General features: G+C 59.0%; 13 protein-coding genes and 1 pseudogene. 6 read left to right on the top strand and 8 right to left on the bottom strand.

Annotation, left to right across the window (positions count from 1 at the left end; all coding sequences use genetic code 11):
* Positions 1–2: 2 nt before the first annotated feature.
* The 7 genes and pseudogenes from RZS32_RS14940 to RZS32_RS14910 form a co-directional block, all read right to left on the bottom strand.
* Positions 3–608 (bottom strand): hypothetical protein, encoded by a 606-nt coding sequence (locus RZS32_RS14940; RefSeq protein ID WP_317057754.1) that lies wholly within the window; start codon positions 606–608, stop codon positions 3–5.
* Entirely contained in the window at positions 605–2,161 is a 1,557-nt protein-coding gene (locus RZS32_RS14935) for an AMP-binding protein (protein WP_317057753.1), read from the bottom strand. Before RZS32_RS14935 ends, RZS32_RS14940 begins: the two co-directional genes overlap by 4 nt.
* A gap of 3 nt (positions 2,162–2,164) precedes the next feature.
* On the bottom strand, positions 2,165–2,470 hold the full coding sequence (locus RZS32_RS14930; RefSeq protein WP_317057752.1) for a hypothetical protein: 306 nt from the start codon (positions 2,468–2,470) through the stop codon (positions 2,165–2,167).
* An 82-nt stretch (positions 2,471–2,552) separates the two neighbouring features.
* Positions 2,553–3,176, bottom strand: a complete 624-nt coding sequence (locus tag RZS32_RS14925; protein ID WP_317057751.1) for a hypothetical protein — start codon at positions 3,174–3,176, stop codon at positions 2,553–2,555.
* Positions 3,173–4,336 carry an acyl-CoA dehydrogenase family protein gene (locus RZS32_RS14920; protein ID WP_317057750.1) on the bottom strand — a complete coding sequence of 388 codons (1,164 nt, stop codon included), beginning with the start codon at positions 4,334–4,336 and terminating at the stop codon, positions 3,173–3,175. Before RZS32_RS14920 ends, RZS32_RS14925 begins: the two co-directional genes overlap by 4 nt.
* 123 nt (positions 4,337–4,459) lie before the next feature.
* Complete coding sequence (locus RZS32_RS14915; RefSeq protein WP_317057749.1) at positions 4,460–5,665, bottom strand: DegT/DnrJ/EryC1/StrS family aminotransferase; 1,206 nt, start codon at positions 5,663–5,665, stop codon at positions 4,460–4,462.
* Between the two features lie 37 nt (positions 5,666–5,702).
* Positions 5,703–6,367 (bottom strand): annotated as a pseudogene (locus RZS32_RS14910) (HAD-IA family hydrolase).
* A gap of 164 nt (positions 6,368–6,531) precedes the next feature.
* On the opposite strand from RZS32_RS14910, the gene glmU reads away from it, so the two are divergent.
* From glmU to RZS32_RS14895, 3 genes are read left to right on the top strand one after another with little or no spacing between them, the layout of a single operon-like run.
* Entirely contained in the window at positions 6,532–7,881 is a 1,350-nt protein-coding gene (gene glmU, locus RZS32_RS14905; protein ID WP_317057747.1) for a bifunctional UDP-N-acetylglucosamine diphosphorylase/glucosamine-1-phosphate N-acetyltransferase GlmU, read from the top strand.
* 5 nt (positions 7,882–7,886) lie between these two features.
* The gene (gene glmS, locus RZS32_RS14900; RefSeq protein ID WP_317057746.1) at positions 7,887–9,710 is read left to right on the top strand and encodes a glutamine--fructose-6-phosphate transaminase (isomerizing); all 1,824 of its coding nucleotides are present in this window, start codon (positions 7,887–7,889) and stop codon (positions 9,708–9,710) included.
* The gene (locus tag RZS32_RS14895) at positions 9,707–10,417 is read left to right on the top strand and encodes a DNA alkylation repair protein (RefSeq protein WP_317057745.1); all 711 of its coding nucleotides are present in this window, start codon (positions 9,707–9,709) and stop codon (positions 10,415–10,417) included. The genes glmS and RZS32_RS14895 overlap by 4 nt, the downstream gene beginning before the upstream one ends.
* A 2-nt stretch (positions 10,418–10,419) precedes the next feature.
* On the opposite strand, the gene RZS32_RS14890 is transcribed toward RZS32_RS14895, so the two are convergent.
* Positions 10,420–10,920 carry a hypothetical protein gene (locus RZS32_RS14890; protein ID WP_317057744.1) on the bottom strand — a complete coding sequence of 167 codons (501 nt, stop codon included), beginning with the start codon at positions 10,918–10,920 and terminating at the stop codon, positions 10,420–10,422.
* A gap of 88 nt (positions 10,921–11,008) precedes the next feature.
* Between RZS32_RS14890 and moaA the strand changes: the two genes are divergently transcribed.
* The 3 genes from moaA to RZS32_RS14875 are packed head-to-tail and all read left to right on the top strand — an operon-like array spanning position 11,009 to position 14,395.
* Positions 11,009–12,016, top strand: a complete 1,008-nt coding sequence (gene moaA / locus RZS32_RS14885; RefSeq protein ID WP_317057924.1) for a GTP 3',8-cyclase MoaA — start codon at positions 11,009–11,011, stop codon at positions 12,014–12,016.
* A gap of 19 nt (positions 12,017–12,035) precedes the next feature.
* The gene (locus tag RZS32_RS14880; RefSeq protein WP_317057743.1) at positions 12,036–13,316 is read left to right on the top strand and encodes a 3-deoxy-D-manno-octulosonic acid transferase; all 1,281 of its coding nucleotides are present in this window, start codon (positions 12,036–12,038) and stop codon (positions 13,314–13,316) included.
* A gap of 35 nt (positions 13,317–13,351) precedes the next feature.
* A complete protein-coding gene (locus RZS32_RS14875; protein ID WP_317057742.1) occupies positions 13,352–14,395 on the top strand; it encodes a glycosyltransferase family 4 protein in 1,044 nt (347 codons plus the stop codon).
* Positions 14,396–14,477 lie beyond the last annotated feature (82 nt).

The raw sequence follows: 14,477 nt of genomic DNA, 5'->3' as shown, positions 1-14,477 counted from the left end.
TGTCATTCGCTTTCTCCCGGGCGCAAACGGGGCCGCGTTGGACGCGCCTCGGCAATCCAGCCGGCCTCAACAGCTGGCGGCACGGCGCCCATGTTCCGCGCCACGCGCCACGCCATGACAGCGGCGCGCAAACGCCCGTTGGCCTCCCGCGCACGACACCACATCTCAAGGCGCGGTTCCGTTCCCGCGCAATCCTGTCCGGCAGACATGCCATGCGCCAAAGCCCATGTGGTGCCATAAAGCTGCTGCGCAAAACTGTTGGCCGCATCGTCCTCGATTGGCGCGGGCAACTGGTCCAACACCCGCGCGCGCAATATGTCCTGCTCGACCGCCAGCGCCCGCTGACATCCCAACGGGTTATCGGACCGGTCACAAATCACAATGCCGACCGTTCCGCAGAACTCAACGCCGCCCACCTCGGCCAACGGAAAGCCCGCGCTCTGGGCCGCGCTGGGCGCAAAGACCTGCAATGCTTGCTCATAGCGCGCAATCTCCGCCGCCATGCATTCGGCAAAATCGGGCAAAGGCTCTTCACTGGCCAAAGCCTTGCCCGCACCGCAGACGAGCGCAATCCAGCACGCATGTAATGGAAGTCCTGCGGTCTTCATTCACCATTCTCCGCCGTTGCGCGCGCCTTGAGCTCTTTGCGAATGACCTTGCCCGTCACGGTCATAGGTAGCGCATCCAGGAACCCGATTTCCCTTGGATATGAATAACTTGCCAAACGTTGCTTCACGTATTCCTGCAGCTCTTTCGCGAGATCACCACTCGCGTCAAAATCTGGCATCAACACGACGTACGCTTTTACAATTTCGGTGCGCAATTCATCTGGTTTGCCCACGACACCCACGGTCGCCACCGCCTCATGTGTGAGCAGGCAATCTTCGATCTCGGCCGGACCAATCCGGTAACCGGCAGAGGTGATCACATCATCTTCGCGCCCGACAAAGCGCAGGTAGCCCTGATCCCAAACACCCCTGTCACCTGTGAGCATCCAGTCGCCAATGAACTTTTCCGCCGTCGTCTCTGGCCGGTTCCAGTATTCCAGCATCATACAGGCAGACCCGCGTTTGACCGCGACATCCCCCTCCTCCGTCGTCGGCATGCCATCGACGTCGATTACCTCCACGTCATGACCCGGTGTGACTTTCCCAATGCAACCGGGGTTCGGCTCAAAGAGACTGGCACAGCTACCCGCCACGAGATTGCATTCGGTCTGGCCGTAAAACTCGTTGATCGTCAGCCCAAAGGCCTCTCGCCCCCAATCGAACATTTCAGCGCCAAGCGGTTCGCCCCCGCTGGCCACGGTTCTGAGGCCGGAGATTCTACACTCCGCCGCCTTCAGGATACGTAAGGCCGTTGGAGGGAAAAATATATTCTTAACAGAAGCTTCCCGAATGATCTTCACACATGTGTTCACCTCAAACTTCGGCAAACGCGACGCCACCACCGGCACGCCAAGCGCCAAGCCAGTCATCAGGATGTTGAACAGCCCCCCGATCCACGCCCAGTCGGCGGGGGTCCAGAGACAGTCATCTGGGTGGTCGAGGAAATCATGGCTGATCTGCATGCCCGGAAGGTGCCCGGTCAAAACCCGGTGTCCGTGCAATGCGCCCTTGGGGCTTCCAGTCGTACCACTTGTATAGATGAGCGTTGCGGGATCATCTGGCCCGGTCTGAACCGTCTCAAAAACCGCCTGCGGAAGGTCCATGTCTTCGGGCACAAGCGGCGTGATCTCGGGCAAAGGTTTGAGCATCCCCACGCCTTCGGCATCTGTCACGATGAATTTGGCTCCTGCATCGCGCACCCTGCTTGTGAGCGCGTCTTGCCGGAAGAGCTTGAAGAGCGGGATGGAAATGGCCCCCACCTTCCAGATTGCCAGATGCGCAGCGGCGCACCACTCGCTTTGCGAGCGCAGCACCCCCACGCGGTCACCGCGCACCACACCGCGCGCCACCAGATCATGCGCCAGACTGTCGGCAAGCGCGCGCAGCTCGGCAAAGCTAATATCGCGGCGCGGCCCGGTGAGGTCGATAATGGCTGTGCGCGCGGGATCCTCGGCCGCCCAGCGGTCACAGGCCTGCTCGGCCATGTTGAGCCGGTCGGGCAGGTTCCACCGGAAACTCTGCCGAAGCTTATCATATGGCGCGCGCGTCAGCATGATTTACGCCTGCCCTTCAAAAGGCTTGCGATCAGCTACGCGGCCAAACCGGTCAATGAAATACTCAAACCCCACTCCGTCCTGAGACGCGCAGGTGATCACAAGCCACAGCCCTTCGGATTGTGCAGGCACGGCCCGGCAATCGGTGCGCGCGGCCTCTGCCCCGGCTTCGCCGAGATAGATCGCCACCACACGTTCAATCACCTCGGTCTCGGTGGTGTTGGCCATCCGCCCGCCTAATAGGAGCGCCAGCACCGCCGTAAGCAGGACCAATGCGCCAAAAGGCAGGAAGATTAGGCGGCGCGACATTACTCCTCAGCCTCTTTCCACACGACTTCGGTCACAAAATCGATGGCGCAAACCGTGAAGTGATCAGTCATAACTGAGAAATTCACTTAATCTCCCCCGTCTCCAGGTCGCACCAACTTCCATAGATGTCTCGAAGTTCGCTTGGCGACAAACCAACACGGTCCCGATGCACCTCAAGATCGGCATCTGCACGTGCCAAGGTAAGTGCTCTTGTCTGCCTAAGCGATAAAGCTCGATTAGATATTTCATTGTGATAAAATGCTGCTGCATAGTCACGTCCAATAGTCCCAGCGCCTGACACAGCCCGCTGGCTGTTACCTTCTGCATCTAGGAAATCTTGCCACTTGACCTGCGCTCGGCAAACGGTTTCCGCACGTCGTCTAAAGTTCGGCCTTTGGATGTCCGAGAGTTCGTCATGTAGGGACGCCTCGATGAAAGTCATCTTGAATTCCTCATCCAGAACGATCCGCCAAGCCTCCGATTCAATGCCAAAACACCGCCTGAAGTCCGGTCTCTTAATCACGCAAGGTTCAACGAACAGACCGGCGCAATTCTCCCGATCACCTGTCTCATCTCCGGCGATGACACACGCCCTGATCGTTGGAGCCAGTTGCTCTGGAGTAGTCGAATAGAAGTCCCAGCTTTCGGCAAAGGCTGCTGATGAAAGCCAGATTCCCAACACGCAAATCGAGAGTTTCGAATTCACTCCATCGCCCCCATAAGCTCTCGCCCGATGAGCATGCGGCGGATCTCGCTTGTCCCGGCTCCGATTTCCATGAGTTTCGCATCGCGGAAAAGCCGTGCGACGGGGCTGTCGGCGAGAAAGCCGGCGCCGCCCATGGCCTGCACGGCCTGATGCGCCTGGGTCATGGCAACTTCAGAGGCATAGAGGCAGCAGGCGGCGGCGTCCTGGCGGGTGACCTCGCCGCGGTCACAGGCCTTGGCGCATTCATAGACATAGGCGCGCGCGGAATTCATCGCAGCATACATGTCAGCGATCTTGCCCTGCATCAGTTGGAAGTTGCCGATGGAGGTGCCGAATTGCTTGCGCTCTTCAAGATAGGGCATGACCTCATCCATGCACCCCGCGATAATCCCCGGCCCGATGGCGGCCAGCACGACGCGCTCATAATCCAAGCCCGACATCAGCACCTGTACACCTTTGCCCTCTTCGCCCAGCACGTTTTCAAAGGGGACCTCAACATCCTCAAAGATGAGTTCAGCGGTGTTTGATCCGCGCATGCCCAGCTTGTCGAAATGCGGGCTGGTGGAGAACCCTTTCATGGTCTTCTCGACGAGAAAGGCCGTGATCCCCTTGCTGCCAGCTTCGGGGTCAGTCTTGGCGTAGACCACCAGAGTGTCGGCATCTGGGCCATTGGTGATCCAGTACTTGTTGCCATTGAGACGATAGTGATCATTCCGCTTCTCGGCGCGCAGCTTCATCGACACCACGTCACTGCCCGCGCCCGCCTCAGACATGGCCAGCGCACCGACATGTTCACCGCTGACCAGCCCAGGCAGATATTTGGCGCGCTGCGCGTCGGTGCCATTGAGCTTGATCTGGTTGACGCAAAGATTGGAATGCGCCCCATAGCTGAGCGAGATGGAGGCCGAGGCGCGGGCGATTTCCTCGACCGCAACCACATGCGCCAGATAGCCCATCCCGGCGCCGCCATACTCCTCTGACACTGTTATCCCCAGAAGACCCAACTCACCCATTTCGCGCCAAAGCTCATTGGGAAACGCATTGGAACGGTCGACTTCCGCCGCCATCGGCTTTACACGCTCTTGCGCCCAACGATGCACCATGTCCTGCAACGCAAGCACGTCTTCGCCCAAGTCGAATTTCATCACGGCGTTAAACATTGGCAGGCGCTCCTGGTATTTATTGAACACTTGTTCATTTAAATACGGCAAGACCCGTGACAGGTCAATCCTGTGCAGGCAGGTTACAGAAAATTCAGTCCATCTCTCTGAAGATGAACAGCTTTACTCCGCCGCTTGCTGACCTTGCCAAACTGCACCAACCTCGGCGCGGATGATCCGGGCGATGAGCGCGCAATCCTCCAGCGAAAAGGTCAGCGGCAGGCGCATATCGAGAATGCCACGCAGGATGCGATCCGACTCTGGCATTCGCTCCGACGGCGCATAGCGCCAGCTATCATAGCGGCTGGTGAAGCCGGTGGGTTCCGCCCCGCCAAACCATTTGAGTTCAACGCCGCGCGCCGCACAGCGGGCCACAACGTCGTTCACCGCTTCCGTGCTCCAATTCAGCAGCAGGAACTGAATGGAAGACCCGACATAGGTCTCCTCTTCTGGCCGGTCGACAACCGTCAAACCCGGCGTGTTGCGCAGCCCCTCTTCCACCGCCTTGTACCGCGCATTCCACGCCTTGCACTGCTGATCCAAACTCGCCAGCTGTGGGCGCAGGATAGCCGCGCGCAGATGATCCATGCGGCCCGACACATTCGGCGTGGTGTATTTCACGCGCTCAAACACCTCATCGGGCGGCACCGTGCCGTGACGACCATAGAGCATGTAAGACCCCGAAAGGATAATGGCGCGCGCCATCACCTCATCCTCATCGGTGACGAAAAACCCGCCTTCGCCAGAATTCATATGCTTGTAGGTTTGCGTCGAATAACAGCCTATTTTGCCGAATCGTCCCGAAGGCACATCGCGCCAAAAGGCGCCCATCGTGTGCGCGCAATCCTCAATCACCGTGATCCCGGCGGCATCGCAAATTGCCATGAGCCGATCCATGTCACACAAATGCCCGCGCATATGGCTCAGCATCAGCACCGAGGCCTGATCCACCTTGGCCTCAAGATCATCGAGGTCAATCGTCAGGTTCTCGGTCACGCCCACGAACACCGGCACAGCGTTCACACTGGCAATCGAGCCGGGCACGGGGGCCAGCGTAAAGGCGTTGGTGAGCACCTTGTCACCGGGCTGTACCCCAATCGCGCGCAAAGCCGTCGCCATGGCGTATCCACCTGAGGCCACAGCCAAACAGTACTTTGCGCCCACAGAGGCGGCAAATTCCTGCTCCAGACGCCCCACTTCGCCCACATCGCCGGGGTCAAGATTGTAGCGGTGTAAGCGCCCGGATTTGAGCACATCAAGCGCCGCCGAAATCCCTTCGTCAGGGATCGGTTCCTGCTGGGTAAAATTGCCTTTGAAGACTTCGGTCATGTCTAAACTATCCGCCTATGTGCCCTGTCGGGTCAAGTCATCCCAAAAGCCGTGCCACGACGCCCGGCAAATCTTCGAACCGGTCGATGGTGGCCTCGGGCTCCAGCGCGCGCACATCGTCGTCCCCTGGCCCGAAGGTCACAAGAACCGATGGCACGCCTGCCGCACGCGATGTTTCGCGGTCGGTCACTGTGTCGCCCACCAAAAGACACCGCGCCGGGTCGCCGCCTGCCTGCCGCACCGCGTGGCGCAAAGGCTCGGCATCGGGTTTGCGCACAGGCAAGGTATCGGCCCCCACAAGCGCGCCAAAATCGTCCAGCACCCCAAGGCTTGTCATGAGTTGCCGCGCCAGACCTTCGGGCTTGTTGGTGCAAATCGCCACTTTGTAGCCGCTCTGTTTCAGCGTCTCGACCGTCTCCATTGCGCGGGGGTAAAACACCGTATGATGGTCAATCGCCTGACCATAGGCCTCAAGCAGCACAGGATAGTAACGGTCAATCTCGGCCTCATCCTCTGCGCGGTCCAGGCGTGACAGCCCAAGTTTGAGCATCGCCCGCCCCCGCGCAGGGCGGTCGCGGCGTCATTTTGAGGATTAAGCATGTCGCCGACACCCATCTGACGAAAGCATGCATTGGCCGCCGCGATCAGGTCGCCACTTGTGTCTGCCAGAGTTCCGTCAAGATCAAACACCACTGTTGTCATATTTTCACCGCTCTTTAAGGGCCCTATCCGGCCTTTTAACCCACGCTTTCGGCGGGTTTTCGCACGGCTTTGTCACATCCCGCAATCAACTTTGATGGGCTGCGACCTTGCGCGACACCTGCGAACCTATAAAACGTGCAAGCCCGAGAGGAACGAGGACGCGGATGAGTACAGCTTTGGTAATCCTGGCCGCTGGTCAGGGAACGCGCATGAAATCGGACCTGCCCAAGGTGTTGCACCAGGTGGCGGGCGCACCGCTTTTGGTGCATGCCATGCGCGCCGGGGCATCGCTTGCACCTGCGCGGACCGTTGTGGTGACGGGTCATGGCGCGGAGTTGGTCGAAAAAGCCGCGCGCGCCTATGATGAGGACGCACGCATCACCCATCAGGCCGAGCAGAAAGGCACAGCACATGCGGTGGCCCAGGCTGCACCAGAACTGGCCGACTTTGAGGGGGATGTGATCGTGCTCTATGGCGACACGCCATTTATCTCGCCTGAGACATTGGCCCGGATGCGCGACGCACGCGGCACGCATGATGTGGTTGTGCTTGGCTTTGAGGCGGCTGATCCCGGGCGGTATGGCCGTCTTGTGATGAATGGCGATACGCTTGAAAAGATTGTCGAATTCAAGGACGCAGATGAAGCGACACGTGCCATCACGTTCTGCAACTCCGGTGTGATCTCCGCCTCTGCCAAGGTCTTGTTCGAATTGATTGACGCCGTTGGCGATGACAATGCAGCCGGTGAATTTTACCTGACGGATATTGTTGGGCTGGCCCGTGACCGGGGGCTTTCCGCCACCGCGATTGCCTGTGACGAGGCCGAGACACTGGGCGTCAATTCACGCGCCGAACTGGCACAGGCCGAAGCGGCGTTTCAGGCGCGCGCCCGGAGCGAGGCCTTGGACAACGGCGTCACGATGCAGGCCCCTGACACCGTCTATTTTGGCTTTGACACAGTTGTTGGCCGCGACACGGTGATTGAACCCAACGTGGTCTTTGGTCCGGACGTCACAGTTGAATCCGGCGCACATATCCGGGCCTTTTCGCATCTGGAAGGCTGTCACGTGGCGCGTGGTGCAGTTGTCGGGCCTTACGCGCGCCTGCGCCCTGGCGCGGAACTGGCAGAAGGGGCCAAGATCGGCAATTTCGTGGAAATCAAGAACGCGCAGTTGGGCGAAGGCGCCAAGGTCAATCATCTAAGCTACGTGGGCGACGCGCATGTGGGCGCAGACAGCAACATCGGCGCGGGCACGATCACCTGCAATTATGACGGCGTCATGAAGCATCGCACCGAGATTGGCGAACGTGTGTTCATTGGCTCCAACACGATGTTGGTGGCCCCTGTGACGGTTGGTGACGACGCGATGACCGCCTCAGGCTCTGTCATCACACATGACGTCGAGCCCGAAGCTTTGGCCATTGCACGCGCGCGGCAAGAGGTTAAACCGGGCATGGCACGCAAGCTGTTTGAGATTTTGAAAAAGAAAAAAGCCATTCGGGACAAGGGTTAAGACTTATGTGTGGGATTATTGGTGTTCTTGGAGAGCATGAGGTTGCTCCAACCCTCGTAGAGGCGCTGAAGCGGTTGGAGTATCGCGGCTATGACAGCGCGGGCATCGCCACAATTAACAAAGACAAGCTTGACCGCCGCCGTGCGGTGGGCAAGCTGGTGAATCTCTCGGACCTGCTCGTGCATGACCCTCTTCCGGGTAAGGCGGGCATCGGACATACCCGATGGGCCACCCATGGCGCACCCAATGTCGCCAACGCGCACCCCCATAAATCCGGACCCGTGGCTGTGGTGCATAACGGGATCATCGAGAACTATCTTGAACTGCGCAGCGAGCTGGCCGCCAAGGGACTGGCCAACGAGACCGATACGGATACCGAAACCGTGGCGATGCTGGTCAACGCCTATATGCAAGACGGCGACGACGCTGTGACCGCCGCACGCAAGACAATCGCACAGCTTGATGGGGCCTATGCGCTGTGTTTCCTGTTTGATGGCGAGGATGATCTTATTGTGGCGGCCCGCAAGGGCAGCCCGCTGGCCATCGGGTATGGCGAGGGTGAGATGTATGTCGGCTCAGACGCGATTGCGCTGGCCCCGCTCACCGACCGTATCGCCTATCTCGAAGAGGGCGATATTGCGGTCGTCACGCGCGGAAGCGTTGAAATAAAGGACGAAAACGGCAACCTGGCCAATCGTGAAATTCGCACGGTGCAGTTGGATAACGCGCGTGTTGATAAAGCCGGGCACAAGCATTTCATGGCCAAGGAAATCGCCGAACAACCCGGCGTGATAGGCGATGCGCTGCGGCACTATCTGAATGAAGATGGTGCCACGCTGAATCTGCCGCAGGCGGGCCTTGATTTTAAGGATTATGACCGGCTCACCATGGTGGCCTGCGGCACGGCCTACTACGCGTGCCTCACGGCCAAATACTGGTTCGAACAACTGGCCGGTATGCCCGTTGAGGTCGATATCGCCTCGGAATTCCGCTATCGTGAACCGCCCGTGTCGGATCGTACTGCGGCGCTTTTTGTCAGCCAATCAGGAGAGACGGCCGATACGTTGGCGGCCCTGCGATACTGCGAAGGCAAGGCCACCAAACTCCTGTCGGTGGTCAACGTGCCCGAAAGCTCAATTGCCCGCGAAAGCGATGTTGCCCTGCCCATCTTTGCCGGGACCGAAATTGGTGTGGCCTCAACGAAGGCCTTCACCTGTCAGCTGACCGTTTTGCTTTTGCTGGCCCTCAAGGCGGCGTCGGACCGTGGCGAGATAGAGGCCACAAAACTGAAAGAAGTACTCTCTCGTTTGCGCGCCATTCCCGCGGTTCTCAACACTGCGCTTGAAACCAATGACGACTTCCGCAAAGCGGCCAGCCGTCTGGCGAATTCGGGCAACGCGCTCTTTCTCGGGCGTGGCCTGATGTATCCCCTGGCCTTGGAAGGTGCATTAAAGCTAAAAGAAATCAGCTATATACATGCCGAAGCTTATGCGTCTGGAGAGTTGAAGCACGGGCCGATCGCATTGATCGACAAGGAAATGCCTGTCGTGGTCATGGCCCCGCAAGACGCGCTTTTCGGCAAGACAGTCTCAAACATGCAAGAGGTCATGGCGCGCGAAGGCAAGGTGATCCTCATCACCGATCCTCCAGGGGCCGAAGCCGCAGGTGAAGACACATGGATGACGCTTGTCTTGCCGCAAGTCGACCCAGTGCTGACACCGATTGTCTATGCCATCCCAGCGCAACTCTTGGCCTATCACACCGCGGTCGCCAAAGGCACGGATGTGGACCAACCGCGTAATCTGGCCAAATCGGTGACTGTGGAATGAGCGCGCCTGCCCCGGACACAGGTTCCGGGCCAATTTCACTTGAAACAGCACTTGAGGCCCTGCGTGCGCATGTGGAACCCGGACGCGCCGAGGGCATGGAAGGTTACCACAAGGTCCCGCGCACCTATTTGGGCGTGCCAAACCCAGCATTGAACGATCTGGCCAAAAACTGGCGGCAGTCTATGCAGATTAATGATCGCGTGGCACTCGCCCAATCCCTATGGGACACAAATATCTTCGAGGCCCGGCTGGCTGCGGCCAAATTGCTCACGCAAGCGCGGATCACCCCGGATGAGGGTGTCTGGACCCTGATTACAAGCTGGTTGCCCGGTTTTGACAGCTGGGCCATTGCAGACCATGCCATGATGGCTGGGCAAAAACGCCTGATGGCCGATCTTTCACGCATAGACGAGGTCGAAACCTGGACCCAGTCCCACAGCCACTGGACCCGCCGTGCCGCGATGGTCATCACCCTTCCACTGACCAAACAAAACCACCCCAAACCGCATGAGAACACCGCGCGGGAGCGCGTTTTGGGATGGGCAGCAACCTATGTACGTGATCCGGAATGGTTCATTCAAAAATCCGTGGCCTGGTGGCTGCGCGACTTGTCAAAGCATGACCCTGATCGCGTGCGCGCGTTCATGTCCGAACATGCGCCACAGATGAAACGGTTTGCCCGTAAAGAGGCCGAAAAATATTTGTAAATTCAGCTACCTGCGCGGTACACTTCAACTTCTGGCAAATCCGTCAATCCCACTTGCAAAAGCCGCATTGCCGCCAGTGAAAGCTGACTTCCGGCGCCAGCATCAGCCTCAAGCGGGATAAGATCGACAGCCACACTGCTGCCCGTCGGCACATGCAAGACCCGTCCTTTGGCAGGCGCATCCACCAGCGGCGTTTTGATCCAAAGCCCCGGCTCGGCCACATCACCCAAGGCGGCAATCGTAGAGCCAAGGCGTTTTTCTCCTCCAGAGGGCCCGGCCACCGCCGCGGCGCGCTCTTGTTTGGTCGTTGTGTCAAAGGCCTCGACGGTGCGCGCATCTGCTGGCGGCGCGACATCGCCAGATGCTTGCGCTTCGGAGGGCAATTCGCTGTCTTCACTTGCCGCCTGACCTGACTTATCCGCCGCGGGACGCCAGCTTTCGGGCAGCACAGCACAACCAACAAGTATGAAACTGGACAAAATGACCAAAAGTACATGTCGCATACCCTAAGACTAGGCCGCCATGACCGCGACTTCAATCACCGACATCGCCCTCTTGTCGCACCGCGCGGTTTTGCTTACCTTCCCCTTTATGACGGCCCCATTGATCGATCCATTCCAGCGCGCGATTTCCTACCTGCGCGTCTCAGTCACCGACCGCTGTGACTTCCGCTGTGTGTATTGCATGTCGGAAAACATGACCTTTCTGCCCAAGAAAGAACTGCTGACTCTGGAAGAGCTGGATCGCATGTGCTCGACCTTCGTACGACTCGGGGTGGAAAAGCTGCGCATCACCGGCGGTGAGCCACTCGTGCGGCGCAATATCATGATGTTTTTCAACGCCATGACGCGCCACCTTGAGGCCGGTAATCTCAAGGAACTGACGCTGACCACCAACGGGTCGCAACTGGAACGTTTTGCCGATGATCTTTATGCGGCCGGCGTGCGGCGGGTGAATGTGTCGCTTGATACAATCGACGAACAGAAGTTTGCCGACATTACACGCTGGGGTCGGCTGCCTCAGGTGCTGAAAGGCATTGATGCCGCTCAACGCGCTGGCATGCGGATTAAGATCAACACCGTGGCGCTCAAGGATTTTAACGAAGATGAACTGTTCACCCTGGTCGAGTGGTGCAAATCCCGCGACATGGACCTGACCTTTATCGAGGTCATGCCGATGGGAGATATCGGCAATGAGGACCGGCTGGGCCAGTATTGGAAACTGTCAGACCTGCGGATGCGGCTGGCCGAGCAGTACACGCTCAAAGAACTGAGTGAGCGCACGGGCGGCCCCGCGCGCTATGTTGAACTGGAGGAAACCGGTCAGAAAATCGGCTTCATCACACCGCTCACCCATAATTTCTGCGAAAGCTGCAATCGCGTGCGCCTGACCTGCACGGGAGAGCTTTACATGTGCCTCGGCCAGGAGGACATGGCCGATCTGCGTGCGCCGATGCGCAACAATCCTGGTAATGATGTACCGTTGGAGGACGCCATTCGCGCCGCGATTGAGCGCAAACCAAAAGGCCATGATTTCGACTATTCCCGCCAAACCGTGGATGGGCGCGTGTCGCGCCACATGAGCCACACCGGCGGCTGATGATCAGGCAAAACCCACAATGACTAAGGCGCCCCTGCCCTTGCGCCTCTACCGGAGTGCGGCCAATCTTGTGGCGCCTCTGGCGTATCGCCGGGTCGCAAGAAAGTTAAAGGACCAAGGCACAGATCCGTCTCGCGTACCCGAGCGGATGGGCCATGCCACTGCGGGCCGTCCCGATGGCAGGCTCTTGTGGTTTCACGCGGCCTCGGTGGGGGAAAGCCTGTCGGTTTTGCGCCTGATTGAGCAGATGGGCCTTGATACGCCCGACATGTCGTTTCTCATTACCTCAGGCACCGCCACCTCGGCAGACATCATAGGCCGCCGCCTTCCGCCCAGAACGCAGCATCAATTTGCGCCCCTGGACGCCCACGCTGCCGTGACACGGTTTCTGAGTCACTGGCGGCCTGACGCTGCCGCTTTTGTGGAAAGCGAGCTTTGGCCGCAGATGCTCCTTGAAACACACGCGGCAGGTACCCCACTCGCCCTGATCAATGCCCGTATTTCGGAGAGCTCAGCACGAAATTGGGCGCGGTTTCGGACAACAGCACAATATTTGTTGCAGCATTTCACAATGATCCATTGTCAGGATGCACGCACCCAAGCGCATATGAGGTCTTTGGGATTCATCCACGCTGCACAAGGCGTAAACCTCAAATCGCTTGCAGGGCCACTGCCCTATGATGACCATGCGCTCAGCCAGACGACTAAAACCATTGGCACGCGGTTCGTCTGGCTGGCCGCGTCCACGCATCCCGGCGAGGATGAGATCGTGCTGGACGCGCACCGGGCCTTACTGAAGGAAAAACCGGACGCTCTGCTCGTCATTGCTCCGCGCCACCCTGAGCGCGCGGATCATATCAAGGCCTTGATTGACAGTGCGGGGCTCTCATTGGCACGGCGGTCAAAATCCGAACCCATCACCGAGCAAACCCACGTTTATCTGGCCGATACCCTTGGCGAGATGGGGTTGTGGTATCGCCTGTGCCCGCTGACATGTCTCTGCGGGTCCTTCTCGGATGTTGGCGGGCACAACCCTTATGAACCGGCCTATGCCGGGTCCGCGATCCTGCACGGGCCGCTTTATGCCAATTTCGGCGACACATATGCCGATCTGCATGCCTCTGGTGCCGCCCAGCAGGTGGCAGATGCCCAGGCACTTGGGACAATGATCATCAGATTGGCTCAAGCCCCCGACGAGCTTACCAAACACCGCGACACCGCAAGCGCCTTTGCCGCGGCGCAATCCGATGAGCTTGAGAGTTTTGCGCGGACCCTTTCCAAGGCATTGGGCCTGGGGTAGTCACGAAAGCGCATCAACGTTGGGGGCGCGGCGCTGTGCCAGAGCTGATCGTCACAAATTTCAACCGGAACTTCACCGGTGTGTCCGCGACCGCGGCCAACGTGGTCCGTCAGCATATGCAGACATACGACCTTGCACTAGCCGGTCAGCCCCTGCCCGGCTGCCCAACTCCGATTTCCAAATCCCAGGCAATCTCGCTGTCGCGCCAACGCCCCAAGGACCGCCCCTTCACAATCTGGCACGTCCGCCGCAATACCGAAATGCGCGCGGCCCTTTGGGCACGCGATGTGCTGCGCCTGCCAGTGAAAATCGTTTTCACCTCGGCGGCGATCCGGCGGCATTCAGCCTTTCCACGCTGGCTGATTTCGCGCATGGACGCAGTCATTGCCACAACCGTCGAAGCCGCCAGTTTTGTGCCCAATGTGCGCGCCATCGCCCCACATGGCGTGGACACGGACACGTTCTATCCCGCCAGCAACCGGGCCGAGGCGTGGTCGCTCACAGGCTTTCCCGGAACGCAGGGTGTCGCCACGATCGGGCGTATCCGGCGCGAAAAAGGCACGGATCGGTTTGTCGAGGCGATGATTGCGCTTTTGCCGAGCCATCCCGGTCTAACGGCGCTGGTTCTGGGCCGTGCTGCGCGGTCTGACCAAGCCTTTCTGGAGCGATTGCAGGGCAAAGTCGAACAGGCCGGACTTTCAGACCGCATTCTTTTTCCCGGCGAGGTTCCAGCCGAAGAGCTGCCGGCGTTGATGCGGGCGCTGTCACTTGTTGTGCAACTGCCACGCTACGAAGGCTACGGCATGACCCCGTTGGAGGGCATGGCCTCAGGCGTGCCTTTCGTCGCCACGGATCAGGGGTACTACCGAAGCTTTGCGGCGCAAGGCACCTGTGGTGTGATTATGCCTGATGAAGATCAGCAGGCGACTGTAAAAACGATCTCAGAACTCTTGCACGCGCCAGAACGACTTGAGACCATGTCCTATGCCGCGCAGGAAGCCGCAATTCTTCAACTCAGCGCGGCACGAGAAGCGGACGAAATCTCAAAAGTCTACGAGGACCTCTGGGCCAAAGGGTAGACTGTGCAAAAAGACCGGATGCTTTAAGCCCTTGCATGTGTCCCGTACAAGGTTAGGATACCGGCTTCATTTGGACCAAGGC

The organism is Roseovarius sp. W115, from assembly GCF_032842945.2.
Lineage (GTDB): Bacteria > Pseudomonadota > Alphaproteobacteria > Rhodobacterales > Rhodobacteraceae > Roseovarius > Roseovarius rhodophyticola.
Note: the sequence above shows the minus strand (reverse complement) of the source record. Positions and strands in the feature narration are given on the sequence as shown.

Coding starts and splice junctions, on each gene's coding strand:
- RZS32_RS14895 (WP_317057745.1), top strand. CDS start 9,707: ATGAGCGCGCCTGCCCCGGACACAGGTTCCGGGCCAATTTCACTTGAA.
- RZS32_RS14880 (WP_317057743.1), top strand. CDS start 12,036: ATGACTAAGGCGCCCCTGCCCTTGCGCCTCTACCGGAGTGCGGCCAAT.
- glmU (WP_317057747.1), top strand. CDS start 6,532: ATGAGTACAGCTTTGGTAATCCTGGCCGCTGGTCAGGGAACGCGCATG.
- moaA (WP_317057924.1), top strand. CDS start 11,009: ATGACGGCCCCATTGATCGATCCATTCCAGCGCGCGATTTCCTACCTG.
- RZS32_RS14940 (WP_317057754.1), bottom strand. CDS start 608: ATGAAGACCGCAGGACTTCCATTACATGCGTGCTGGATTGCGCTCGTC.
- RZS32_RS14890 (WP_317057744.1), bottom strand. CDS start 10,920: ATGCGACATGTACTTTTGGTCATTTTGTCCAGTTTCATACTTGTTGGT.
- RZS32_RS14935 (WP_317057753.1), bottom strand. CDS start 2,161: ATGCTGACGCGCGCGCCATATGATAAGCTTCGGCAGAGTTTCCGGTGG.
- RZS32_RS14920 (WP_317057750.1), bottom strand. CDS start 4,336: ATGTTTAACGCCGTGATGAAATTCGACTTGGGCGAAGACGTGCTTGCG.
- RZS32_RS14915 (WP_317057749.1), bottom strand. CDS start 5,665: ATGACCGAAGTCTTCAAAGGCAATTTTACCCAGCAGGAACCGATCCCT.
- glmS (WP_317057746.1), top strand. CDS start 7,887: ATGTGTGGGATTATTGGTGTTCTTGGAGAGCATGAGGTTGCTCCAACC.
- RZS32_RS14930 (WP_317057752.1), bottom strand. CDS start 2,470: ATGTCGCGCCGCCTAATCTTCCTGCCTTTTGGCGCATTGGTCCTGCTT.